The 24,432-nt window shown below is 38.1% G+C and carries 23 protein-coding genes; 13 read left to right on the top strand and 10 right to left on the bottom strand.

What is annotated here, in order from left to right:
* Positions 1–64: 64 nt before the first annotated feature.
* The 11 genes from K1I41_RS09615 to K1I41_RS09565 all read left to right on the top strand — a co-directional run bounded on the left by K1I41_RS09615 (position 65) and on the right by K1I41_RS09565 (position 13,193).
* A complete protein-coding gene (locus tag K1I41_RS09615) occupies positions 65–727 on the top strand; it encodes a thiamine diphosphokinase (RefSeq protein WP_220640140.1) in 663 nt (220 codons plus the stop codon).
* A 97-nt stretch (positions 728–824) separates the two neighbouring features.
* Positions 825–2,810 carry an excinuclease ABC subunit UvrB gene (gene uvrB / locus K1I41_RS09610; protein ID WP_220640139.1) on the top strand — a complete coding sequence of 662 codons (1,986 nt, stop codon included), beginning with the start codon at positions 825–827 and terminating at the stop codon, positions 2,808–2,810.
* A 448-nt stretch (positions 2,811–3,258) separates the two neighbouring features.
* A complete protein-coding gene (locus K1I41_RS09605) occupies positions 3,259–3,867 on the top strand; it encodes a flavin reductase family protein (protein WP_220640138.1) in 609 nt (202 codons plus the stop codon).
* A 4-nt stretch (positions 3,868–3,871) separates the two neighbouring features.
* The gene (locus tag K1I41_RS09600) at positions 3,872–6,184 is read left to right on the top strand and encodes an oxidoreductase (protein WP_220640137.1); all 2,313 of its coding nucleotides are present in this window, start codon (positions 3,872–3,874) and stop codon (positions 6,182–6,184) included.
* A 7-nt stretch (positions 6,185–6,191) separates the two neighbouring features.
* Positions 6,192–7,142, top strand: coding sequence for a tetratricopeptide repeat protein (locus K1I41_RS09595; protein WP_220640136.1), 951 nt, complete (start codon positions 6,192–6,194; stop codon positions 7,140–7,142).
* Positions 7,143–7,157: 15 nt separating this feature from the next.
* Positions 7,158–8,774 (top strand): AMP-binding protein, encoded by a 1,617-nt coding sequence (locus tag K1I41_RS09590; protein ID WP_220640135.1) that lies wholly within the window; start codon positions 7,158–7,160, stop codon positions 8,772–8,774.
* The gene (locus K1I41_RS09585; protein ID WP_220640134.1) at positions 8,774–9,202 is read left to right on the top strand and encodes an acyl-CoA thioesterase; all 429 of its coding nucleotides are present in this window, start codon (positions 8,774–8,776) and stop codon (positions 9,200–9,202) included. Before K1I41_RS09590 ends, K1I41_RS09585 begins: the two co-directional genes overlap by 1 nt.
* A 95-nt stretch (positions 9,203–9,297) precedes the next feature.
* Positions 9,298–10,278: a carbon-nitrogen hydrolase family protein gene (locus K1I41_RS09580; RefSeq protein WP_220640133.1), complete on the top strand. Its 981-nt coding sequence runs from the start codon at positions 9,298–9,300 to the stop codon at positions 10,276–10,278.
* A gap of 31 nt (positions 10,279–10,309) precedes the next feature.
* Positions 10,310–11,413 carry a cupin domain-containing protein gene (locus tag K1I41_RS09575; protein WP_220640132.1) on the top strand — a complete coding sequence of 368 codons (1,104 nt, stop codon included), beginning with the start codon at positions 10,310–10,312 and terminating at the stop codon, positions 11,411–11,413.
* 34 nt (positions 11,414–11,447) lie between these two features.
* Positions 11,448–12,365, top strand: coding sequence for a fumarylacetoacetate hydrolase family protein (locus tag K1I41_RS09570; protein WP_220640131.1), 918 nt, complete (start codon positions 11,448–11,450; stop codon positions 12,363–12,365).
* 75 nt (positions 12,366–12,440) lie between these two features.
* The gene (locus tag K1I41_RS09565; RefSeq protein ID WP_309508840.1) at positions 12,441–13,193 is read left to right on the top strand and encodes a maleate cis-trans isomerase family protein; all 753 of its coding nucleotides are present in this window, start codon (positions 12,441–12,443) and stop codon (positions 13,191–13,193) included.
* An 88-nt stretch (positions 13,194–13,281) separates the two neighbouring features.
* On the opposite strand, the gene K1I41_RS09560 is transcribed toward K1I41_RS09565, so the two are convergent.
* The 7 genes from K1I41_RS09560 to K1I41_RS09530 form a co-directional block, all read right to left on the bottom strand.
* The gene (locus K1I41_RS09560) at positions 13,282–13,479 is read right to left on the bottom strand and encodes a hypothetical protein (RefSeq protein ID WP_220640130.1); all 198 of its coding nucleotides are present in this window, start codon (positions 13,477–13,479) and stop codon (positions 13,282–13,284) included.
* A 157-nt stretch (positions 13,480–13,636) separates the two neighbouring features.
* Positions 13,637–14,674, bottom strand: a complete 1,038-nt coding sequence (locus K1I41_RS09555; RefSeq protein ID WP_220640129.1) for an o-succinylbenzoate synthase — start codon at positions 14,672–14,674, stop codon at positions 13,637–13,639.
* Positions 14,675–14,712: 38 nt separating this feature from the next.
* Positions 14,713–15,390 (bottom strand): metal-dependent hydrolase, encoded by a 678-nt coding sequence (locus K1I41_RS09550; RefSeq protein ID WP_220640128.1) that lies wholly within the window; start codon positions 15,388–15,390, stop codon positions 14,713–14,715.
* A gap of 29 nt (positions 15,391–15,419) precedes the next feature.
* Complete coding sequence (gene menA, locus K1I41_RS09545; protein ID WP_220640127.1) at positions 15,420–16,322, bottom strand: 1,4-dihydroxy-2-naphthoate octaprenyltransferase; 903 nt, start codon at positions 16,320–16,322, stop codon at positions 15,420–15,422.
* Positions 16,322–17,809: a PH domain-containing protein gene (locus tag K1I41_RS09540; protein ID WP_220640126.1), complete on the bottom strand. Its 1,488-nt coding sequence runs from the start codon at positions 17,807–17,809 to the stop codon at positions 16,322–16,324. Before K1I41_RS09540 ends, menA begins: the two co-directional genes overlap by 1 nt.
* Positions 17,799–18,359, bottom strand: coding sequence for a PH domain-containing protein (locus K1I41_RS09535; RefSeq protein ID WP_220640125.1), 561 nt, complete (start codon positions 18,357–18,359; stop codon positions 17,799–17,801). Before K1I41_RS09535 ends, K1I41_RS09540 begins: the two co-directional genes overlap by 11 nt.
* The gene (locus K1I41_RS09530; RefSeq protein WP_220640124.1) at positions 18,347–19,189 is read right to left on the bottom strand and encodes a 1,4-dihydroxy-2-naphthoyl-CoA synthase; all 843 of its coding nucleotides are present in this window, start codon (positions 19,187–19,189) and stop codon (positions 18,347–18,349) included. The genes K1I41_RS09535 and K1I41_RS09530 overlap by 13 nt, the downstream gene beginning before the upstream one ends.
* A gap of 213 nt (positions 19,190–19,402) precedes the next feature.
* Between K1I41_RS09530 and K1I41_RS09525 the strand changes: the two genes are divergently transcribed.
* Positions 19,403–20,584: a serine hydrolase domain-containing protein gene (locus tag K1I41_RS09525; RefSeq protein WP_220640123.1), complete on the top strand. Its 1,182-nt coding sequence runs from the start codon at positions 19,403–19,405 to the stop codon at positions 20,582–20,584.
* Positions 20,585–20,822: 238 nt separating this feature from the next.
* Here the strand turns inward: K1I41_RS09525 and K1I41_RS09520 are convergent, their stop codons facing one another.
* The 3 genes from K1I41_RS09520 to K1I41_RS09510 are packed head-to-tail and all read right to left on the bottom strand — an operon-like array spanning position 20,823 to position 24,001.
* Complete coding sequence (locus K1I41_RS09520) at positions 20,823–21,653, bottom strand: CvfB family protein (RefSeq protein ID WP_220640122.1); 831 nt, start codon at positions 21,651–21,653, stop codon at positions 20,823–20,825.
* A gap of 50 nt (positions 21,654–21,703) precedes the next feature.
* Positions 21,704–23,362, bottom strand: coding sequence for a 2-succinyl-5-enolpyruvyl-6-hydroxy-3-cyclohexene-1-carboxylic-acid synthase (gene menD, locus K1I41_RS09515; protein WP_220640121.1), 1,659 nt, complete (start codon positions 23,360–23,362; stop codon positions 21,704–21,706).
* A gap of 39 nt (positions 23,363–23,401) precedes the next feature.
* A complete protein-coding gene (locus K1I41_RS09510; protein WP_220640120.1) occupies positions 23,402–24,001 on the bottom strand; it encodes a glutathione peroxidase in 600 nt (199 codons plus the stop codon).
* Positions 24,002–24,093: 92 nt separating this feature from the next.
* Between K1I41_RS09510 and K1I41_RS09505 the strand changes: the two genes are divergently transcribed.
* Positions 24,094–24,411 carry a potassium channel family protein gene (locus K1I41_RS09505; protein WP_220640119.1) on the top strand — a complete coding sequence of 106 codons (318 nt, stop codon included), beginning with the start codon at positions 24,094–24,096 and terminating at the stop codon, positions 24,409–24,411.
* The last annotated feature ends 21 nt before the right edge of the window (positions 24,412–24,432 follow it).

The following is a 24,432-nucleotide window of genomic DNA, read 5'->3' as shown; positions in this document are numbered from 1 at the left end:
TTGGTAATAGCCGTTATAGTATATAAATTTTTATTTATATTATTTTTACATAAACTATATAATTATGTCATCCCACCATATAGTACGCGACGACCAAGAGCCTGCATTAATAATAGCCAACGGTGCAGCGTGCAGTAAAAACCTCATGGATCAGTTATTAGAATGGTCACCATTGGTTATTGTTTTAGACAGTGCCATACAACGCGTAGTCGATTTAGGCATTAAAGTAGATGTACTACTGGGTGATTTCGACCGTAATTTCGACCCTGAAGCCTACCGCGAATTACAATATCCGCTAGAAATAGTACATACGCCCGACCAAAATAAAACAGACCTCGAAAAAGCATTTGATTACCTTATAAATCGCGGATTTCCTGCAGTAAATGTTATTTGGGCTACAGGCAAGCGTGCCGACCATACTATAACCAATATAACTACCATTGTAGGATATCGTGAAAAATTAAAAATTGTGTTGTTGGACGACCATAGCAAAATTTTCCAACTCCCGCAAAAGTTCAACAAATGGTATACCGCTACTACTCCACTTTCGTTAATACCAGTAGGTACAGCAAAAGGTATTACAACCCGAAACCTCAAATACCCGCTCACTAACGAGGCGTTAACCTTAGGGTACCGTACAGGTAGTAGCAATGAGGCGTTAAACGATGGTATTGTAACCATAGAGCATCGTGAAGGAGATTTGTTACTTATGGAATGTTTCGATTAATTTTCTTTTACAATAAAGTATTCGCAAACTGTTATACTACAGCTATTACTACGCGCTAAACTATTCGTTATATTTGTAGAAAAGCACAAACTGCAACATGAAATTCAAAGTAGTATCTGATTATAAACCAACGGGCGACCAGCCTGCTGCTATTAAACAACTTAGTGATGGCATTAACGCTAACGAAAAATTCCAAACCCTTTTAGGCGTTACAGGTTCGGGTAAAACCTTTACTATGGCAAATGTTATAGAAAAAGTAGAAAAACCAACCCTAGTACTAGCACATAACAAAACACTAGCAGCACAATTATACAGCGAATTCAAGCAATTTTTTCCTGATAATGCCGTAGAATACTTTGTATCCTACTACGATTATTACCAACCCGAAGCCTATATACCCGTAAGCGGATTGTACATAGAAAAAGACCTCTCTATAAATGATGAACTAGAGAAAATGCGCCTTAGTACCACCTCTTCTCTACTCTCAGGGCGTCGGGATGTACTAGTAGTAGCCTCAGTATCCTGTTTGTACGGTATTGGTAACCCCGTAGAATTTCAGAAAAACGTAGTTTCTATAGAACGCAACCAAGTAATTAGTCGTACCAAACTACTGCACCGTTTAGTACAAAGTTTATATTCGCGTACCGAAGCCGAATTTCTACCAGGTACATTCCGCATCAAGGGCGATACCGTTGAGGTATTCCCAAGTTATGCCGATGATCCGTTCCGAATTCACTTTTTTGGTGATGAAATTGAAGAAATAGAAGCATTTAATGCCAAAACAGCGCAGGTAATAGAGAAATATGAAAAATTGAATATTTACCCTGCCAATATGTTTGTAACCAGCCCCGATGTACTACAGGGAGCGATATGGGAAATACAACAAGACTTAGTGAAGCAGGTAGATTATTTTAAAGAAATAGGCAAACACCTCGAAGCAAAACGACTGGAAGAGCGTACCAATTTCGACCTCGAAATGATACGCGAGCTAGGCTACTGCTCGGGTATCGAGAATTACTCGCGCTATCTGGACAGAAGGCAACCTGGTACACGACCGTTCTGTTTACTCGATTATTTCCCTGACGATTATTTAATGGTTATCGACGAAAGCCACGTAACCATTAGCCAAGTACACGCCATGTATGGTGGCGACCGCTCGCGTAAAGAGAATTTAGTAGAATATGGCTTCCGCCTGCCTGCTGCTATGGATAACCGCCCTTTAAAGTTTGAGGAATTCGAAGCCATGCAAAATCAGGTAGTATTTGTAAGTGCTACCCCCGCCGATTATGAGTTGCAAAAAAGCGATGGCGTATATGTAGAGCAAGTAATACGCCCTACAGGCTTACTCGACCCCGTAATTGAAGTACGCCCAAGCCTAAACCAGATAGACGACCTTATTGAAGAAATACAGCAGCGTGTAGAACTAGACGAACGTGTGTTAGTAACCACACTAACCAAACGTATGGCAGAAGAGCTTGCCAAATACCTAACCAAAGTAGCCATACGCTGCCGTTACATCCATAGTGATATAGATACGATTGAGCGCGTAGAAATAATGCAAGATTTACGCAAAGGGCTGTTTGATGTACTTATTGGCGTTAACCTATTACGCGAGGGGTTGGATTTACCCGAAGTATCGTTAGTAGCCATATTGGATGCTGATAAGGAAGGTTTTTTGCGTAGTACGCGCTCGTTAACCCAAACCGTAGGGCGTGCCGCCCGTAATGTAAACGGTAAAGCCATAATGTACGCCGATAAAATTACCGATAGCATGCAGCGCACCATAGACGAAACTACTTACAGGCGCGAAAAACAACACAATTATAATACAGCCAATAACATAACCCCCACAGCACTAAACAAAAAAATAGAGAACTCGTTAGGTAAAAACAGTATTACGTATGCTACCGAAGAAGCTCCAAAACACGCTGCCGAACCCGATACGACCTATATGGCAAAAGGCGACATTGAGAAATTAATACGTGAAAAACGTAAAGCAATGGAAAAAGCAGCCAAAGATTTAGATTTTTTACAAGCCGCTAAGTTGAGGGATGATATTAAGGAATTGCAAGGTAAAATATAATAAATGGAAAATATATACATACCGTGAGAATACTTTTGAGCATTATTTTTTTCATAAATTTTGTTTCGCCTATTAGTTAATCAGAAAAATCTAACCCTAAAAAAAAGAGATTAATTAAAAAATAAATTGCTGCATTCCACTACCCTCCACTCGCAATGACAGTCCAAAGCAAAAACCTGAGCTCATCTGCCCAATTCATGTTATTCGTGTTCCATTTGTAATTATTATAATAAAAAATTAATAAAATAGATTGCCACGTTTCGCTACGCTGCACTCGCAATGACAGTTCAAAACAAAAATTTGCGTTCATCCGCCTAACCTGTGTTATCCGCGTTCTACAGTATTTGTAACTTTATTTACATAAAATTTAAAAAAATGTAATTTAGTTGTCGATAAATTAAATTATACCTGATAAAATTTCTTTTATTTGTAATAAACAACATTACCCATGCAACTCGACCCATCCAAAGCCAGTCAGAAAGACGTTTACAAATTACTTACAGGCACCATAATTCCACGTCCTATAGGTTGGGTTTCGAGCATTAGCAAAGACGGTACAACCAACCTTGCACCCTTCTCATTTTTTAATGCGGTAGGCGAAGATCCGCCACATATTATGTTCTCTACGGTACGTACTGGCAATAAAAATAAAGATACACTCAACAACATATTAGCTACCAAGCAGTTTGTGGTTAATCTTGCTACCATGGAGTTGGTAAAAGCGATGAACAATACATCAGCAAATTTACCTCCTAACGAGAGCGAATTTGACTATGCAGGGCTTACACCCGAGCCATCGGTTTTAGTACAACCACCACGCGTAAAAGAAAGCCCCGTAAGTTTTGAGTGCGAACTCGTACACCATTATAGCTTAGAAGATCATAAAAATGGTGGTGCAACGGTAATGATAGGGCGCATTGTCATGTTTCATATAGATGATGCAATACTTTCGGATAATCTTAGAATAAATTTAGACGTTTACAAGCCTGTGGCACGCCTAGCAGGCTCTAACTACGCAGGGTTAGGCGAAATTTTTTCAATAAAAAGACCAATATAACACAATGAAAATAAGAGTAATAGGCGGAGGTCCTGGAGGTTTATATTTTTCGATACTTTTAAAAAAGGCAAAGCCAGAGTATGATATAAGCGTGTACGAACGTAACAAAGCCGACGACTCCTTTGGTTTTGGCGTTGTATTCTCTGATGAAACCTTAAGTGAATTCCTTACCCGCGACCCTGATTCATACGACCTTATTAGGAGTGAATTTGCCTATTGGGACGAGCTTGATGTAGCACGCGATGGCGAAAAAGTGCGTATAACAGGTAACGGTTTTTGTGGTTGTTCGCGTAAAACACTACTACAGTTATTACAACAACGCTGCCGCGATGTAGGCGTTACCCTGCATTTTGAAGCCAATGTTACCGACCTTTCACAATTCTCCGATGCTGATATTATAGTGGCTGCCGATGGTATTAACAGCGGTATACGCGAGCAGTTTACTGAAGACTTTGGTACAGAAGTCGAAATGAAGAGCAACCGATTTGTGTGGATGGGTTCTACCCGACCGCTGGATGCCTTTACCTACTTTTTTAGAAGTACGCCTTACGGTACCTTTGTAGCCCATACGTACCAATATGAGGAAGGCATGAGTACCTGGATATTTGAAACTACCGATGCAACTTGGCAAAAAGCAGGTTTTGATGTTACTGATGAAGCGGCTACCATTGCCAAACTATCCGAACTATTTAAAGAAGAGTTGGACGGGCATGGTTTAATATCTAACCGTTCGCATTGGAGGCAATTCCCTGCCATTACCAATAAAAAATGGCATAAAGACAACATTGTATTACTGGGCGATGCCAAAGCAACAGCCCACTACTCTATCGGGTCGGGTACTAAGCTGGCTATGGAATGTGCCATTGCACTTGCCGATTCGGTTATAAAACACACCAACAATATACCCGCTGTTTTTGAGAATTACGAAAAACTGCGCCGTAACCGTGTAGAAATGATACAGCACGCTGCCAACGTATCGCTCGATTGGTTTGAGCATATGGACAGGCACATGCAACACGATTTTATGAAATTTGCCTTTAGCACCATGACGCGTGCTAAAAAAGTAACGTTTGAAAATTTAGGCTTACGCGATGCTTCATTCACGCAAAAAGTACTGGAAGCTTTTAATAAAAAAGAAGGGAATAACAACTTACATACACCTGCTGCATTTACCCCTTACAAGTTGCGACAAATGGAGCTTGATAACCGTATTGTGATGAGCCCGATGGAGCAATACTCGGCTGAGGAAGGCGTGGTGAACGATTGGCACTTAATGCACTACGGGTCGCGTGCTACAGGTGGTTTAGGATTAATTTTAACCGAAGCTGCAGCCATATCGCTTACTGGTAGAATTACTTTAGGTTGTGCGGGTATATGGTCTAAAAAACAAACTCTTGCATGGAAACGTGTTGTTAATTTTGTGCATCAAAACAGTACCGCTAAAATAGGTATTCAGATAGGGCATTCGGGGCGTAAAGGAGCTATGCAATATTATTGGGATTATAAAAACGAAGCTATTAATAATCCGTGGGAATTAATTTCGGCTTCACCAATTCCGTTTAGCGAAAAAATGGGTACGCCTAAGGAGATGACGATAGCCGATATGGATACCATAACCACCGAGTTTGTTAATGCTACAAAAAATGCCAACAAAGCAGGTTTTGATATGATTGAGCTACAGGCACATCACGGATTTTTATTAGCCTCTTTCCTATCGCCACTTACCAATATTCGTACAGATGAATTCGGCGGAAGCATCCAAAACCGTTTAAAATTCCCATTACGCGTATTTAAGGCTATGCGTGAGGCATTCCCGCAAGAAAAACCAATGTCGGTACGTATTTCGGCATCCGACTGGGCAGAAAATGGCATTACCGAAGACGATGTACTGGCTATTGCAACCGCATTTAAAGAGGCAGGTGCCGATATTATAAACGTTTCTACAGGGTTAACCGTAGCACACGAAAAACCCGCTATTGGCAGGATGTGGCAAACACCATTCTCGGATATGGTTCGTAATGAAGCGAATGTACCTACCATTACGGCAGGGTATATTCAGGATATCGACCAAATTAACACCATATTACTAAATGGGCGTGCTGATTTAGTAGCTCTGGGCAAAACTTTATTGCTCGACCCCTATTTTGTACGCAATGCACAAGCCTACGAAAAATATAAGGCGAATAATATTGAAGAACTCGGCATACCCAAACCGTATATGTCGGCAGTACCACACTTTTACCCTTATATAGCAGGGCAACGCCGTACTATGGAAAATATGAAAAAAGCATTAAAGCCATTAACGCATAAAAAGTAGCAATGCTATGAAAAAAGTATATTTACTATTTGGATTAATTATATCGCTCACCTGTAATGCACAAGATGAGCCAAATGGTAATGAAGATACCGCACTATTTTACAAGGGTATTGGTTTTTATGAAGCGTCTTACGAAGCTTATCACCACAAACTCAAAATACACAGCAAAAATAAAGAAGTTGATAGTTTAAAGATAAGTCGCAAATTTATACTGGAGTCATCGGCAAAACTCAAAGAAAAAATACTAGAGCAAGCACTTGAATATTTTGACGAACTTATTGAGAATTACCCTGAGTCCAAGCTTTATTTTATGGCATTAAATAATAAAGCTGAAATTGAATACGAGCTAGAATATGATGCTGCAAAAGATACTTTTATTGAGATATTAAAAAGTGATGCCAGCGATAATGGACCATACAACGAAGATGGTCTTACGGGAGAAGCTTATGCAAATTACAAAAACAGGGCTTGCCTAAGATTAGCCTATATAGCACACGAATCTGAAAATTACAATGAAGCGATAAAATATTTAAAACTAACTGAAAAATATCCATACTATCATTTTTGCGGCAACGCTTATGCAGAAAACGATATATATATGGCACAACTATATGCCAAAAACTATATAGCATTAGGCAATAACAAAAAAGCATTAGATTATCTTCTACCTCATGTTTTCCCATCTGGATTCGCGGACAATGAAAAACTCGTAAAATTAACAGCCAATACTATTGAAAAAGAATATGGTAGCGAGAATGCGAAAGAAATGTTTGCGACAGCTAAAAAAACTTTAAGATGCAAAAGTAAAAAAGGTTTCCCTCCGTATGTAATAACATTTTTGGGCAGAGAGATAGAAGTTGCAATGCCACCAAATGCGTACTCACATGACCTAGACGAAGAAATGGATAAAATGGTTAAAGTATTAGAAAACTCACTCATCAGCCAATTACTCAAATAAAAATATCGTAGAACTATGAAACATTACGACGATAACTTTGCACACGATAACCTCCCGCCATTGGATTTACAGCCTAATTATATAACTGGGAACAGTGATTTTGAGTTTGCAGAAAACTTAAATTGTGTTGAATATCTGCTTGACAGACACATTAAGGAAGGTAATGGCAATGCAATAGCCATGCAAACATTTGATAGTACTTGGACATATAACGATTTATACGAAAAAGCCAACCAAATAGCAAATGTACTTGTGGATGATTTAAGTTTTGTTTCGGGCAACCGTGTATTAATTCGTTCGGCAAATAACCTTATGTATGTGGCGTGTTGGTTTGGTATCTTAAAAGCGGGTGGCATTGCGGTAGCTACTATGCCCTTGCTCCGTGAAAAAGAACTTACCGTAATAGCAGACAATGCTAAAATATCGCATGCGTTTTGTGATTACAGGCTGGAGGATGAACTCTTAGCTGTAAAATCATCGTACTTAAAACACATTGTTTCGTTTGATGGTACAGAGAAAAATCCTAAAAAATTAGAAACATTAATAGTAAACAAACCAACTACTTTTAAAAATTATCCTGCAAAATCCGATTCGGTTGCAATTATTGGCTTTACATCAGGTACTACAGGCAAACCAAAAATGACGGCGCATTATCATAAAGATATGTTAGCCATATGCGAGGCTTTCCCTAAATATTCCTTGCAACCAAACGCCAAAGATGTGTTTATTGGCAGCCCACCATTGGGTTTCACTTTCGGTTTAGGCGGATTAGTATTATTTCCGTTTTATTACGGAGCATCGAGTTTTTTAATGGAAAAACCGTCTGCCGACGATATGCTTAAAGCCATACAAGACTATAAAATCACAATTTGTTTTACAGCCCCTACAGCGTGGCGCATATTAACCACTAAAGTAGCCGACTACAACATAGCATCGCTTCGTAAATGCGTATCGGCTGGCGAAACGTTGCCCGAAAAAGTTTGGGATGATTGGTATAATGCCACAGGGTTAAAAATCATCGACGGCATTGGTGCTACAGAACTATTGCATATCTTTATTTCGTCTAACGAGGATACCATGCGCAAAGGTGCTACAGGGCTACCCATTCGAGGTTACGAAGCCAAGATTGTAGATGCGCAAGGTAACAACGCCCCCGTTGGAGAAGAAGGACGTTTAGCCGTACGCGGTATTACAGGCTGTAAATACTTGGCAAACGAAGAACGACAACAAAAATATGTAGAAAACGGCTGGAATATTACGGGTGATGTTTTTCGTAAAGATGAAGATGGATATTACTGGTTTGTAGCACGTGGCGATGATATGATTATTTCGTCAGGCTATAACATCTCAGCCATTGAGGTAGAAAATGTATTACTGATGCACGATGCTGTTGAAGAGTGTGCTGTAACAGGCATACCCGACGAAGACAGAGGAATGCTAGTATGCGCGCACATTGTACTGAAAGACAAGAGTAAAGCTAGCGATAGTTTTACTAAAGAGATACAAGACTGGTTTAAGGCATCGGCAGCACCGTACAAATATCCGCGTAAAGTGTGCTATTTAGATGCACTACCAAAAACAGAAACAGGAAAAATACAACGATTTAAACTTAAAAATACAGCACAAGCGTAATGGAAAACGCATTTATAAAAAAAGAAAGTGTACGCTTTCAGCACGTAGATTATGCAGGGATTGTTTTTTATCCCCGCTTTTTAGAAATGCTGAACAATTTGGTAGAGGATTTTTATGCCGAAGCTTTAGATATGCCCTTTAAAAACCTGCACGAAACAGGTGGCATTCCAACAGTAGATTTAAAAGTGCAGTTTAAAAAAGCAGCACGGTTGGGCGATGAATTAACGAAATACCTTTGGATTAAAAACCTTGGAGGCTCCTCTATGCATTGCGGATTTAAATTTGAGCACGAAGATGGCTCTGTTTGCCTTGAGGGCGAAGTAACCTTAGTTCGAGTGGAATTTCTGGACGATAGAAAAGGTATAAAAGCAAGTAGTTTTCCTGATGCTATGCGAACAATACTTAAAAAATATATAGTAAACGAGTAAACAGTATTCCATTGCAGTTTGCATACCAAGTAAGAATATTAATCATAAGCTCAAGAATTTAAAATTCTTAGTTCAAAATTTATAACTACACTATAATGTTAGATTTACCAAAATTTAAAGCGGCTGCTGTACAGGCTTCCTCAGTTTTTCTGGACGTAGATGCCACAGTAGAAAAATCGTGTGCTATAATAGCCGAAGCAGCTAATAACGGTGCTTCGTTAGTTGCCTTCCCTGAGGTGTTTGTAGCAGGCTATCCTTACTGGAACTGGATTATGACGCCCGTACAAGGTAGCAAATGGTACGAAAAGTTATATATAAACTCAATTACGGTACCTGGTCCTGAAACGGACAGACTTTGCGAAGCTGCTAAAGAACATAATTGCCATGTGGTAATTGGTGTAAACGAGCGCGGACAAAGTATGGGCGAACTCTACAATACCAATTTAATTATAGATAACAAAGGAAACTTAATTGGTAAACACCGAAAATTAGTACCTACTTGGGCAGAAAAGTTAACTTGGACGGGTGGCGATGGTTCATCACTTAAAGTGTATAATACCGAAATTGGTCCGATAGGCACATTAGCCTGTGGCGAAAACACCAATACATTAGCCCGTTATACCTTGCTTACACAGGGCGAGCTAATCCATATAGCCAATTATATATCGTTACCCGTTGCCCCACCCGATTACAACATGGCAGAGGCAATAAAAATACGGGCGGCAGCACACTCGTTTGAGGGAAAATTATTTACTATAGTATCATGTTCTACAATTACCAAAGAGATTATAGATGTAATGAAAGAGGATGTACCGAATGCAGAAGAATTGCTTACTCGTAAAAATAGTGCCTTTACTGGTTTTTTGGGTCCTAACGGGGCTACCATAGGCGAGCCACTTATTGACGAAGAAGGTATTGTATATGCCGATATCGATTTATCAAAGTGTATACAACCAAAGCAAATGCACGATATATTAGGGCATTACAACCGCTTTGATATTTTCGATTTAAGGGTAAATACGGCTCCCAAGAAAAACATTACTTTTACAGATAACAACGCATCTGAAGAAATATAAAAATAGTACTAACTACCAAAAACGAACTAGTATGGAAACAAAACACGACGATACCGCATACGGTCGCGCCAGAGTGCAGGACACCCCAGAACTAGAAGCTTATTATAAAAAACTGGACAGTTTAGGTGCAGGAGCATTATGGAAGGTTGCCAACGATATTGAACCTTGGGAACCACGTCCGTCATCGATACCCATGTTATGGAAATATGACGATTTACGAAGTTTAGTGCTAAAATCAGCCGAACTGGTAACACCGGGAGAAGCAGGCAGGCGCGTAGTGTATCTTGTTAACGATAAGCGTAAAGATGTAAGTGCTGCCGTAGGGTGGCTATATACGGGCATACAAGTAACACAACCAGGCGAAAGTACACCAGCACATAAGCACAAAGCTGCCGCGCTCCGTTTTATTATGGAAGGCGAAGGCGGTTATACCGTTGTAGATGGTAACAGAATAACGCTTGAGGTAAACGATTTTGTAATTACCCCAAACAGTACTTGGCACGAGCATGGTGTTGCAGAAGATGGCAAAACCTGTATTTGGCAGGATGGGCTTGATATTCCATTAGTTAATGCTTTAGAGGCAAACGATTATGCTGTGTTAGACGGTAACCAAGAACTTACTGCACCAGAAAATTTTTCGCCATTAGCCTATGGTGGTGTAGGAATTGTGCCTGCCGACCAAGAATGGAATAAGCCTTACTCTCCCCTGTTTAAATATTCTTGGAAAAAAGTATATCCTGCCTTACTAGAAGCTGCTAAAGTACACAAAGGTTCACCTTACGATGGTATTTTAATGCAGTACACCAATCCTGCTACCGGAGGTCATGTAATGCAAACTATGGGTGCCTCTATGCAACTACTGCGTGCCGGCGAACATACCAAAGCACACAAACATACAGGGTCGTTCGTATATCAGTGTGCAAAAGGTAAAGGATATTCCATTATAGGCGGTAAGCGTTTCGATTGGAAAGAGCGCGATATTTTCTGTGTACCCTCATGGGTGTATCACGAACACGTAAATCTTTCAGATACTGAAGATGCCTGCTTGTTCTCGTTTAACGATTTACCCGTTATAACCTCATTAGGCTTATACCAAGAAAAAGCACACCCCGACGGACACCAAACCATTGAATAAAAACAACGAATAACAAAAACTATATAACAACGTAATGAGATTAGTTACTTATAAAATAAACGAAACCGATTCGCAACTGGGTTTTATAAAAGAGGACAGGGTTATTAACGCTGAGCAATTGGGTAAACTAAAAAATAGTGCTTTACCAAATAACATGCTCGATTTTATCGATATGGGCGATGAAGGCATCGAAAAAGCTACAAAGCTAATAAACGATGCTTCAGCAGAAGAATTAAGGCAATGCTCTCTATTATTAGCTGATGCTAAACTTATGGCGCCCATACCCCGACCACGCAAAAACATTATCGGTATCGGGTTAAACTACACCGAGCACGTGGCAGAATCGGCAAGGTCGTTAGATACTTCTAAAGACTTACCACAACAGCCTGTTATCTTCTCAAAACCACCTACAGCCGTTACAGGGCTTGGCGGAAATATTGTGCACAATCAAGACCTTACGAAACAATTAGATTACGAGGTAGAACTTGCTGTAATTATTAGTAAATACGGTAAAAATGTACCCAAAGATAAAGCTATGGACTATGTTTACGGTTATACTGTTATCAACGATGTAAGTGCCAGAGATTGTCGTCGTTCCGGGCAATGGATTGTATCTAAAGGGCAAGATACTTTTGCCCCTATGGGACCTGTATTGGTTACCAAGGACGAAATTGAAGATCCGCACAATTTGAATCTTTCACTAAAATTGAATGGTGAGGAACGACAAAACTCCAACACTAAATTTATGTTATTCAACATTAATGATTTAATTAACGATATAAGTACCGTATTTACTATCGAGTCGGGCGATATTATTGCTACAGGTACACCAGCAGGTGTAGGCGCAGGAAGAACGCCACAGGCGTTTATGTGGCCGGGCGATGTAGTTGAGGCTACTGTAGAGGGTATTGGTACGCTTGTAAATACCGTAGTAGATGCTAAAGAAATTTAGTATTGGTTTGCAGTTAGTCGCAGTTATCACGGTTACATATAGATTAAATAAACAAATTATCAAATAAGCATTATAATGTCTAAGAAATACAGAATAGGGCAAATAGTACCCAGCTCCAATATTACGATGGAAACGGAGATACCCGCATTGTTCCGCTCGCGCGAAACCATAGCGCCTGAGAGGTTTACGTTCCATTCGAGCCGAATGCGCATGAAAAAGGTAACTAAAGAAGAATTGGAAGCTATGGATGCCGAAAGCCTAAAGTGTGCTTTAGAATTATCTGACGCACAGGTAGATGTGATGGGCTATGCCTGCCTAGTAGCTATTATGAGCATGGGGCGCGGTTACCACTGTGTGTCAGAAACCAATTTGTACGAACAAACCGTTAAAAACGATGCCCCTGCCCCTATTGTAACCAGTGCAGGTGCCTTAATTAACGGACTGGATGTTTTAGGCGCTAAAAAAGTAGCGGTTATTACACCCTACATGAAACCGCTTACGCAATTGGTGGTTGATTATATAGAACATCAGGGTTTTGAAGTGGTTGACTCCATAGCATTGGAAATACCTGATAATTTGGAAGTAGCAGCGCAAAACCCGATGAATTTGCTTGATATCTATAAAAGATTAAATTTGGAAGGCGTAGATGTACTGGTAGCTTCTGCCTGTGTACAAATGCCATCGTTAGAAGCTATAGATGCCATAGAAAAAGAAATTGGCATACCAGTAACCTCTGCTGCGGTTTGTACTACATATGAGATGTTAAAAAAGCTAAACTTACATACTAAAATACCTATGGGCGGTGCTTTGCTTAGCGGTAAGTACTAGTATTGTAGTTTTATTATAAATTGAAAAAAGGTTCAAAATGAGGTAATCGCTCACTTTGAACCTTTTTTGGTAATTGTATGCGTGGTGTTTAGTAAAAAGATAATACGTTACTAATATGATTGAGCTTTAGTAAGCTTAAATTTGTTTTCAATATATTTTTAAGTAATTGATTACAAGAAAGCTCCTCATTCTTTTTAGTTTCTTTATCAAACTCGATAGCGGCTTGTTCAAAGGATACCGCGTCACTCGCATTTACACCTCTTTCGTAGTAGATTATACTTTCCATAATAATTGTATTTAGTTTGTTGTTTAGCTCAGGTTAAAATTACAAACTCTAAATGGTTTAATATGCTAATTATTCTATAATAGAATATTAAATAATTGACAATTTAGCTCAGTATAAATTTACGACAATTAGTATTTACAAACTAATAATTTAACACTTACAAATCAACATGCCAAGCCATGTTTTTGTTGTAATGCAATGTACCATTTATAACCTCGAGCGGAGCATCAAAATTATTGGTGTATAATCCTCCTGTACCCAAACCCTGTGGCATTGGGTTATGCTGCATAAATGTCCATTGTGCAATAGCGTTTAAACCTACGTTACTCTCCAACGCCGATGTTACCCACCAACCAATGCCTAATGCTTCGGCAGCGGTTATCCACTCTTGTGTGCCACGAAAACCACCTACTAAACTAGGCTTTAAAATAACGTAATGTGGTTTTATTTTTTCTAGTAATATTCTTTTATTTTCAGTTCCAAACACACCAATGAGTTCTTCATCCAAAGCAATAGGAATTGGAGTGTTCAAACATAGTTCTGTCATACTGTCAGTCTGATTTTTTTGAATAGGCTGCTCAATACTATGTATTTCAAATTCAGATAATTGATTCAACTTAATTAAAGCTTCATTTGCAATGAAAGCACCGTTAGCATCTACACGAATTTCTATAGTTTTAGCATCAAAATTAGCTCTCATAAAAGCCAACAAATCGAGTTCTTTCTGAAAATCTATAGCTCCAATTTTTAATTTTATGCAGTTAAAACCTTGTGCTAGTTTCTCCTTAATTTGTTGCTTCATAAAGGGCTCATCGCCCATCCAGACCAAACCATTTATTGGAATATTTTTAGTGCCTGATGTAAAATCGGAGGGGAATAACAGAAAAGGTGACTGGCTATTTAGTGACCTAAAAGCCATTTCTACACCAAATTGTATGGATGGAAATTCAGTTAATTCGTTCCATAATTGTTCTTCGCCTAGGTGTATGTTTTGACAAACCCAACGTAATTTTTCTTTATAATCAGGTCGGTCGTCAATACTCAAAGTACGTAATATACCACACTCCCCTATCCCACGTTTACCATCGTGTTCGAGTATAATAAACCATGTTTCTTTTTCGGTTAAAACACCGCGAGATGTTCCGCTGGGACGCTTAAAATTGAGTACGTATTTTTTATAATTTGCCGTTAACATAAAATTTAGGTTAAGAGTACCAAAAACAGTAATGCATATTATAGCTCTATTGAGCCTCCAATATCCAACAGCATCAAATCTTTATTATTATCGTAAAACTTCTTTTTGGCAGCTTCGTGGTCTATTTCTATATAACCAAATGTATCATAATGGCATCCTAGTATTTTATCGCATTCTATAAAATCAGAAGCTACAACTGCGTCCTCTACATCCATGGTAAAGTTACTTCCAATAGGCAGTATTGCAAGGTCGAGTTTTGTGCGTAACGGTATTAACTTCATATCATATGTTAAAGCTGTATCGCCCGCTATGTATATGTTTTTACGTTCACCTTCTATAACAAAACCACCAGGGTTACCGCCATAGGTACCGTCTGGAAAAACACTAGAGTGTATAGCGGTAACGTATTTTACAATACCAAAATCAAAATCCCAACTACCACCATGGTTCATAGGGTGCGTGTTAAAACCTTTATTTTCGTAATAATTTGCTATTTCGTAGTTAGATACTATGGTTGCACCTGTATTTTTGGCAATAGCTTCTACATCCAAAACATGATCAGCATGTGCATGGGTAATTAGTATATAGTCTGCTTTAAGCTGATTAATATCAATATGTTTTGCTTTTTCGTTAGCCGTAATGTAAGGATCTACTATTATGTTAGTATCGCCTATTGTTATACCAAGACTGGCGTGTCCGTAAAATGTAATTTTCATATCGTTCTATTTTTGGTTAACTATCTATACTATAATTGTAATGCAATACACAAAAGTACCGAGAGCAAAAAGGTACTTAATGCCACTTTTTTCAACTCAGGGTCTAATGCTTTAGGTATTTTGTTATTTACTACTGTTTTTAAGTGTAACAGTAAAGGTATGTAAGCTATTAAAAATAAGTACTGTTGTACCTGAAATTTTTTGAGTACGGCAAAAACCAATACCAAAAACAAAGCAATTATTAATAACAGGTAATGGTAAACTTTTGCTTTTTCGGCTCCTAGTTTTACTACTAAAGTATTTTTACCCGATATAGCGTCGGATACTTGGTCGCGCATATTGTTTAGATTGAGCACTGCTACACTAAGTAAACCTATAGCTATGGCGGGTAGCACAATAAAGTAATCTAATGTTTTCGAAAATAAAAAATAGCAACCCAATACACTTACTAAGCCAAAGAATAGAAACACAAATAAATCGCCCAACCCCCTGTAACCGTAGGCTGAATTACCTACTGTGTATTTTATGGCTGCGATTATAGCTGCCAAGCCTAAGAAGAAAAACAGCAATGAGTACCCAAAATTTTCTTTACTAAAAGAGAGGTAAATTAGTGTTATGGCAGTAAATAGTGTGAGTATGGCTGTTAGTATAATCCCTTTTTTCATGGCTGCAACGGTTATGGCACCACTTTGTATGGCGCGTTGCGGACCAATTCGGTTTTCGTTATCGGTTCCCTTTACACCATCGCCATAATCGTTAGCAAAGTTAGATAGCACTTGTAGCCCTAAGGTAGTAAGTAATGCAAACGATAGTATCCACCAATTTACCATACCTTGCGAAAAAGCATAAAAGCTCCCCACTAATATTCCTGATACCGAAAGTGGTAAGGTTCGGAGCCGTGCTGCACTTAACCACGCTTTTATTGTTGCCATTACATCCAGTTTTTATTTGTGGTTTCTACCTGATACGTCCAGTAATTAACTAATTGTTTAAGCCGAGTATAATCTGCCAACTCAAAAGCAAGTGCACCGCCTGCGGTATATAGTGTTACGGTACCTATATTGGCTTTTTTATGCCAAAAATATTGCTTTAGTTTTATTGCCTGTATTTTGTGGGGTGCTAAAAACTCGTTATCTACATCCCAAGCACCGCTTTGTTTTATAATGAAATCGTTGTTTACAAATAACCTAGTATTTTTAAACGAGAAATAAATCAAGGCAATAACAAAAAGTACGTATGCCAATACGTAACTACTATAATTATAGAGCATATTATTCTCGAAGTAGGCTAGGAAGAAGAAAATAGATAATGGTATCCCTAAAAAGAATGCTACTTGTACTATTATTTTTCTGATATTGGGTTTTAACGCCACACCACGTTCGGGTACTTTATCTAATAAAAATTGCAGCAATATATCTTTTTCGGATGTACTACACCCTGGAATTTCAATAGCCGATTTTTGCTGTTCTTTACTCGCAGCATCGGAATTTGAGGTTTGCTTGATTTTTATATCCTGTATATCAATCTTTTTCTGAAAATAATTTCGCCTTACCATAACCATTTGTACCCGCTCTGGGCGTATAATGGTATTGCGCGTGTTTAGCAATCCATACGAAAGTAATAAGGCATTTTGTTGTTGCGCAATTTTGTAATCGAAAAATTTAAATATGGTTCGTACGAGGTTAATGAGTAAAATAAGTACAATTATACCTATTACTATAAATGTTGTAAACCGAAGTAGTACTTCGGTTGTAATGTATTCACTAACCGTATACTCATCAAGATATTCTTCTACATTCTGAAAAACTGTTATTGTAAAAGCCAAGAGTAGTGCAAAACTTCGGGCGTAATTAGATGTTATACCTGTTTTTAGGAGGCTCACAAAGCTTATTGCTATAAAAGGCTCTTTCTCATCATTTACAGTACTTTCAGCAATATCAGTACTTATTTTAGTTTTATCCGATTGTAACAAGCGCTCTTTTAAGGCAAGGGCTAAATTGTGCGAAATTGCTTTTATGGCAACTTCCTTTTTGCTACTCCCCGCAGTATCTACTTCTAAGGCGTGTACACCTATAAGCCTTTGTATAAGGGATTGATTTATGTTTACTTGCTGAATTTTATCTAAAGGAATGGCTGTACGCGTTTTATTAAAAATACCTTCTTTAATTACAAACTCGTCGTTATCTTCATCTAAAAAAAAAGTAAAATGGTGGTATTTTAAATAGGCTATTACACCCAACACCAATACTATTATGGTAATGCCTAATGTAAGGTGTAGTTTGTTTATTTCGTTAAAACGAAATGCCCATAGTAGTAATACAGGCCAAAGTGCCCGTACCGATTTTTGCAGCGTATCGGTAAACATTACCACTACACCAACTAACGATTGCCTTTGGGGTGTATTAAAACTAGGCTTCATTAGCTTGCTCCTTTACTATTTTGCCTACTAAAAGCTGCTTTATTTTTTCGGCATGTTCTTTTGCTATACCAGGTATTTCTACATCGCTGCTATTGCCACCTGCTGTAAATACCTCTATCGTGGCAAGCCCTAGCTTACGCGATAGCAAGCCCTCGTGCAATGCAACGTGTTGTATTCTGTTATACGGAATTATTATGGTGCTAACAGCCAATACGCCTCTGCGGTATATAACGTCGTGCGTTCTAAACGCGAAACCACGCTTTTTAAAACTAATTCTAGAAATTATTAACGATACTGCTAGCGTAACTACTATAAAAGCAACTAGTACATACCAATATGGTTGTACATTTTTTATAAAATACAGTGCACAACCCAACCCTATAGCCAATAGCAAATGAACAATACCAACATTAAACAGCATTATTTTATAATAAGCTGACTGTAATGGGGAGAATTCCACCGTTTCGAACTTAGGTAGCGTAAGCGTATCTATAGAACTATTTACATATCCCTCTCTCGTATCGTTACTGTTATTCGTTACGGTATCCATTTAATATTTTTAAAATTGGGCTTTCTTTTTTCTAAAAAGGCATCACGCCCCTCTTTCGCCTCCTCAGTCATATAAGTAAGTCGGGTAGCTTCGCCTGCAAATACTTGTTGCCCTACCATACCATCGTCAGTAGCGTTAAAGGCAAATTTTAGCATTTTTATCGAGGTAGGCGATTTCTCTAGTATTTCCTGTGCCCATTGGTAAGCAGTTTCTTCTAATTGTGCATGTGGTATAACAGCATTAACCATACCCATCTCGTAGGCATCTTGTGCCGAATAATTTCTTCCTAAAAAGAAAATCTCTCTAGCCCGCTTTTGTCCTACCATTTTAGCAAGGTATGCCGAGCCATATCCACCATCAAAACTGGTAACATCAGCATCGGTTTGTTTAAATATAGCATGTTCCTTACTGGCTAATGTAAGGTCGCACACTACATGGAGGCTATGCCCCCCACCTACTGCCCAACCTGGCACTACAGCAATAACTACTTTGGGCATAAACCTAATAAGGCGTTGTACCTCTAATATATTAAGGCGGTGCATACCGTCATCTCCTACATAACCTTGGTCGCCTCGTGCTTTTTGGTCGCCACCACTACAAAAGGAATATACGCCATCTTTAGAGGATGGTCCTTCGGCAGAAAGCAATACTACACCAATAGAAGTATCTTCGCGGGCATCTAAAAAAGCCTCAAAAAGTTCGCTTGTTGTTTTTGGGCGGAATGCATTACGTACATCGGGGCGGTTAAATGCAATACGGGCTACACCATTGGATTTTTTATAGGTTATATCTTCAAATTCTTTTACGGTTTTCCAATTAATTGTACTCATGGTTATTGCTAATTTATTGTAAAAATAAGCCATTTTTCGGATACCTCAATAAAAATAAGCACAATGAAATTTTAGATGGTATAATGCTCTTTTATTCAAAAGATTACTACAAAGTAAGTTCGTTATTTACGCTTTAAATTGTTAAACCTTGAAAAAAAGTCCGTCAGAAAAGACTGAGTTAGTTATATTTGCGACTTTGTATATTATTATATAATGAAGTTTACGAAAATATTACCCTACATATTTATAGTACTTTTATTCTCTTGTAAGGAGGAAAAACCAATGTTTGCCGAGCATATACCTGCGGCAAAGGTTGTAGATACAATGCCTCGATTGTCGCCGCTAAGAACAAAACTTAACAAAGTAAGTACTGCCTATAAAAACCTGAAAATAAGTAAAATTGAACGTTTTGTTAAAAAAACATGGCGCAGGAATGACCTGAGCGGTGGTTTTTTGGTTGCCAAAAATGGAGAAATTTTATACGAAAGCTACGGCGGACTTGCCAATAAAAATACAAAACAAAAAATAGATTCGCGGACGGCATTGCACGTGGCATCGGTTAGTAAAGTGCTTACAGCTACTGTTGTATTGAAACTTATTGATGAGGGCAAACTGCAACTCGACCAAAAAGTAAATACAGTATTAAAAACATTTCCGTATGATAACATAACGGTTAAAATGCTACTTACACACCGTAGCGGTTTACCTAAGTATGAATATTTTACCTACGACGAAAAAATATGGGATGGTAGCATGCTTACCAACAAAGATATTTTGGATTTGATGGCAACGCACAAAATAGATTTGTATTTCCGTCCTGACAGAAAATTTGGCTATTGTAACACCAATTATGCTATGCTAGCACTTGTTATTGAGAAACTTACAGGAATGAATTACAGGGATGCTATGCAGGAGATTTTGTTTAAGCCGTTGGGCATGAACGATACCTATGTTTTTGATTATGATAAGCATAAAGAGTCTGCTAGTATGTCATACAAAGGGAATAATGTACTTTACGATTTTGATTTTTTAGATAATATATACGGCGATAAGAACATTTATTCTACACCGCGCGATTTATTAAAATTTGATCTTGCTACGTATTCTGACGATTTTTTAAGCCCCGAATTAACAGAACAGATTTATAAAGGGTATAGTTACGAAAGACGCGGTATTAAAAACTATGGTTTGGGCATTCGACTAAACGAATGGAAGAGTGGAGAAAAAATGGCTTACCATAATGGTTGGTGGCATGGTAATACTTCGTCCTACATAACCTTAAAAAAGGATACTGTTGCTATTATAGCTTTATCCAACAAGTTTTCTAAAAAACCGTATGGTGTTTACAAGTTAGCTCCCGAGTTTGGCTCGTATCCCATTAAAAAATGGAGATAATTAGTATTTACTGGTTATCAGCTTTTTTACGTTCTATTTCTGCTTTTACCATCTGAATAATACCCTTAACTGAATAGAAGAGAACAACTAGCACTAAAATAGCATAAACGTCTTTCCTTTCTAGCTTCGGAAGTAGCTTAATATTATACTTTTCAGTTAGATAGTTTACTATATATACTAAAAATACAGGTAACACTATCCTAATAACTAATACTTTAAGAAACTCTTTATTACTCATCTACTTTACAAGATAAATACCGTCTTCTTTAATTTCGATTTGTTTTTGTTTGTAAAGGCTGCCAATGGCTTTTTTAAATGTTTTCTTGCTCATTTTTAGCACCGTTTTAATATCTTCTGGATGGCTTTTATCGTTTAAACGCAAAAAACCTCTACTTGCTCTTAACTCATCCAATATTTTTTCGGCATTAGGCTCTACATTTTCGTAGCCTTGTTTTTGCAAACTCACGTCTATTTTATTATCAGTACGAATTTGTTTAATGTAGCCTTTCATTCTGTCGCCAGTACGCAAATCTTCATACACCTCATCCCTGTACATTAACCCTTTATGCTGTTCATTAATAATTACATTAATACCCATATCGGTAATGTGCGAAATAATAAGATCAACCTCCTCGCCTTCTTCAACGGTTAATGCTTCGTTATCCAGAAATTTATTTATTTTACTTGTGCCTACTAGCCTGTTGGTCTTATCATCAAGATACATGTACACCAAGTAGCGCTTTCCTTCTTCCATAGGGCGTGCTTGCTCTCTAAAAGGTACAAACAAGTCTTTTTCCAAACCCCAGTTCATAAATGCACCAAATTTGTTAATGTAACTTACACGTAGTAATGCAAATTCATTTAAATAAATATAGGGCTCTAGTGTAGTGGCTACAAGGCGTTCCTCATGATCGAGGTATACAAAAACAATGAGCTCCTCTCCTATTTCAAATTCTCTTGGTACGTATTTATTAGGTAGTAGTATATCTTCATTACCATCGGTAAGGTAAAGCCCTACTTGGGTATCGCGCGCTATTTTTAAGGTATTGTATTTTCCTAGTTCAATCATGGCTGTATTTTATGGCGGTAAAGGTACAAAGAATGATAGGATAATGGGTATTACACCAACTCCTTAAAATATTGTAATAATATCTTATCGTTATCCAGCGTGGGCGTAAATACTTCCAGTAATTGTGGTTTACCATTGGCTTGTATAAACTTTAATAAAGTAGCTGTTAACGTAGCTTCATCGCTTGCAGTATAATAATCAAAACCATACATTTTTGCCAAATGTTCTGCTGTAAAGCAGTGCGAAGTCTCAAAATAAGTATTAAATACAGGTGTTTCGCTATGCCCTGGTAATATCCTGAAAATACCGCCACCGCCGTTATTGAGTAGTATTATTTTGAAGTTTTTAGGAATGTACGCGTTCCATAACGCATTGCTATCGTAAAGGAAACTAATATCGCCTGTTATAAGTGTTGTTTGTTTTTTACTGGCTAGTGCTGCTCCTATAGCTGTTGAGGTACTCCCATCGATACCACTTGTGCCTCTGTTACAGAATACTTCTATGGTTGGGTTAAGTGTAAAGAGCTGTGCATAGCGTATGGCAGAGCTATTGCTAATTTGCAGTTGTGAGTTACTGGGTAACGCGGGCAATATCATTTCGAACACCTTAAAATCTGAAAACGGTATTTTAGCAAGGTATTCTTTGTGCTTTTTTTCACGCAACGCCTTTAGCGCTTGTGCCGTAGCATTATAATTACTCTCTACAGTTATACTACCGTTGAGCAAGCGTTGCAACAGCTCGTTGGGTTCTGCTTTAAAGTGCCGCGTTAAGGCACCAAAAGTATCGTAAGCCCTCAGGGTATCAATATGCCAATGTTCTTGTGGTTTGTGGTTTCGCAACCATGCTTTTACCCGTTTTGAAACTACCATACCCCCAAACGTAATTAGTATGGTAGGACGGTAGGTTTCAAACTCTTCTTCTGTAAAAGGGGTTATAAAAGTATCAATACTATTAATAAAACTATCGTGATGTAAATTTGATGTCGTTTCGGTCATTACCACTACCGATGGATCGGCAGCGAGTTGATTTATAACGGACTGCTCTATAACATTGGGTTCGTTAACGCCTACTAAAACCAATTTCTTTTTTGCCCAGTTCCATAAAAATACGGCTTCTTCAATATTCTCAAAAAACTTTCTTTTAGGAAGTGGTTGTATCGTTGGTTTTAGCTGTACCGAAAGCTCTGATACGGTATTGTATAACGGTTCTTCAAACGGAGCGTTTATGTGTACAGGTCCTTTACGACGTATAGCAGTTGTAATTGCTTGGCTTATTTTGGTGTCATTTTCTACAGATGCCTCTTCGGTAAGGTTGGCATTGTAGAGTATGTGGTTGGCATAAACGTTTTGCTGCCGTATGGTTTGCCCATCGCCAATATCTATTTTATCTTGAGGTCTATCTGCAGAAATAACTACTAACGGTATCTGGCTGTAAAATGCTTCGGCTACTGCTGGATAGTAATTGAGTAACGCCGAACCTGATGTACACAAAAGGGCAACAGGCTTTTTAGTTTGTTGTGCTATACCCATAGCAAAAAAAGCAGCACATCGCTCGTCGGCTATACTGTAACAGGTAAAATCTGGGTTATTGGCAAAACCAATGGTTAGGGGTGCGTTACGCGAACCTGGCGATATTACGATATGAGTAAGCCTTTGGTCAAGGCAAATTTGTAGTATGCTTTGCGCCAAAGGTATTTTAGGGTAAATCATATTATATGGTTACCTGCCCTGTACACAGGGTTGGTATTTTTATTCTTTAATCCAGTTTACAATCTCAGGATCTGTAGGTAAAGTACGTGGGCTTATTACTTTTGCTAATTCTCCATTTTCGTTAATCAGGTATTTCTGGAAATTCCATTGTACCTCGCTATCTTCAACACCGTTTATGTTCTTCTGCGTTAAAAACTTGAATATAGGTGCCATATCATTACCTTTTACTGATATTTTATCCATCATAGGAAACGTTACGCCGTAGTTTTTTTCGCAAAACGCAGCAATTTCCTCGTTAGTACCAGGCTCTTGCCCTGCAAAGTTATTGGCTGGAAAACCTACAATTACAAAATTGTCGTCTTTATATTCTTTATATAAGGCTTCAAGGTCTTTGTATTGTGGTGTAAGCCCACATTTTGAAGCCGTGTTTACTATCATTAACTTTTTGCCCTTTAAGGTAGCAAAGTCAAAATCTTTACCATAAAGGTCTTTTACTTTAAACTGGTATATGGTTGCTTTCGCCATAGTTTCGGTCTTTTCTGCTATCGCAGTTGTGTTAGTTGCTACTTCGCTTTTTGCAGTATCTTTACAACTCGCAAAAAGTAATAATCCTGATATAAAAAATACTATTTTTTTCATGTTGTTATTTTGTCATAAATTTACGTATTATTTCCAATCTCCCTCGCATTTAGTTTATATTTAACCATTGTTAATCCTACCCTTACACCATTATGATGTTTTTTAATACTATTCTGACTTTTATAAATAATAAAGAGTATCGGGACTTACTTTACACTACTGGTATTGTATTATTTATAGGTACTATAGCCTATCATTTTATAGAGGGTTGGAGTTACGTAGATTCGCTTTATTTCTCGGTAGTTACACTTACAACCATTGGCTTTGGCGATTTTGCGCCACAAACCGACGAAGGTAAACTTTTTACGGTTTTATACATTATTATGGGAATTGGCGTAATACTTACCTTTATAAATACCTTGCAAAACCACTACAATGAAGCAAGAGAGTATAAAAAGAGAAAAAAGTAGCCCTATTTTATAAATAAAGCT

It is taken from the genome of Flavobacterium litorale (assembly GCF_019613795.1).
Classification (GTDB): Bacteria; Bacteroidota; Bacteroidia; order Flavobacteriales; family Flavobacteriaceae; genus Flavobacterium; species Flavobacterium litorale.
This window is presented reverse-complemented; position numbering and strand designations above follow the sequence as displayed.

Excerpts from the sequence above, each read along its gene's own strand:
- K1I41_RS09615 (WP_220640140.1), top strand. The coding sequence starts at position 65 with ATGTCATCCCACCATATAGTACGCGACGACCAAGAGCCTGCATTAATA.
- uvrB (WP_220640139.1), top strand. The coding sequence starts at position 825 with ATGAAATTCAAAGTAGTATCTGATTATAAACCAACGGGCGACCAGCCT.
- K1I41_RS09605 (WP_220640138.1), top strand. The coding sequence starts at position 3,259 with ATGCAACTCGACCCATCCAAAGCCAGTCAGAAAGACGTTTACAAATTA.
- K1I41_RS09600 (WP_220640137.1), top strand. The coding sequence starts at position 3,872 with ATGAAAATAAGAGTAATAGGCGGAGGTCCTGGAGGTTTATATTTTTCG.
- K1I41_RS09595 (WP_220640136.1), top strand. The coding sequence starts at position 6,192 with ATGAAAAAAGTATATTTACTATTTGGATTAATTATATCGCTCACCTGT.
- K1I41_RS09590 (WP_220640135.1), top strand. The coding sequence starts at position 7,158 with ATGAAACATTACGACGATAACTTTGCACACGATAACCTCCCGCCATTG.
- K1I41_RS09585 (WP_220640134.1), top strand. The coding sequence starts at position 8,774 with ATGGAAAACGCATTTATAAAAAAAGAAAGTGTACGCTTTCAGCACGTA.
- K1I41_RS09580 (WP_220640133.1), top strand. The coding sequence starts at position 9,298 with ATGTTAGATTTACCAAAATTTAAAGCGGCTGCTGTACAGGCTTCCTCA.
- K1I41_RS09575 (WP_220640132.1), top strand. The coding sequence starts at position 10,310 with ATGGAAACAAAACACGACGATACCGCATACGGTCGCGCCAGAGTGCAG.
- K1I41_RS09570 (WP_220640131.1), top strand. The coding sequence starts at position 11,448 with ATGAGATTAGTTACTTATAAAATAAACGAAACCGATTCGCAACTGGGT.
- K1I41_RS09565 (WP_309508840.1), top strand. The coding sequence starts at position 12,441 with ATGTCTAAGAAATACAGAATAGGGCAAATAGTACCCAGCTCCAATATT.
- K1I41_RS09560 (WP_220640130.1), bottom strand. The coding sequence starts at position 13,479 with ATGGAAAGTATAATCTACTACGAAAGAGGTGTAAATGCGAGTGACGCG.
- K1I41_RS09555 (WP_220640129.1), bottom strand. The coding sequence starts at position 14,674 with ATGTTAACGGCAAATTATAAAAAATACGTACTCAATTTTAAGCGTCCC.
- K1I41_RS09550 (WP_220640128.1), bottom strand. The coding sequence starts at position 15,390 with ATGAAAATTACATTTTACGGACACGCCAGTCTTGGTATAACAATAGGC.
- menA (WP_220640127.1), bottom strand. The coding sequence starts at position 16,322 with ATGGCAACAATAAAAGCGTGGTTAAGTGCAGCACGGCTCCGAACCTTA.
- K1I41_RS09540 (WP_220640126.1), bottom strand. The coding sequence starts at position 17,809 with ATGAAGCCTAGTTTTAATACACCCCAAAGGCAATCGTTAGTTGGTGTA.
- K1I41_RS09535 (WP_220640125.1), bottom strand. The coding sequence starts at position 18,359 with ATGGATACCGTAACGAATAACAGTAACGATACGAGAGAGGGATATGTA.
- K1I41_RS09530 (WP_220640124.1), bottom strand. The coding sequence starts at position 19,189 with ATGAGTACAATTAATTGGAAAACCGTAAAAGAATTTGAAGATATAACC.
- K1I41_RS09525 (WP_220640123.1), top strand. The coding sequence starts at position 19,403 with ATGAAGTTTACGAAAATATTACCCTACATATTTATAGTACTTTTATTC.
- K1I41_RS09520 (WP_220640122.1), bottom strand. The coding sequence starts at position 21,653 with ATGATTGAACTAGGAAAATACAATACCTTAAAAATAGCGCGCGATACC.
- menD (WP_220640121.1), bottom strand. The coding sequence starts at position 23,362 with ATGATTTACCCTAAAATACCTTTGGCGCAAAGCATACTACAAATTTGC.
- K1I41_RS09510 (WP_220640120.1), bottom strand. The coding sequence starts at position 24,001 with ATGAAAAAAATAGTATTTTTTATATCAGGATTATTACTTTTTGCGAGT.
- K1I41_RS09505 (WP_220640119.1), top strand. The coding sequence starts at position 24,094 with ATGATGTTTTTTAATACTATTCTGACTTTTATAAATAATAAAGAGTAT.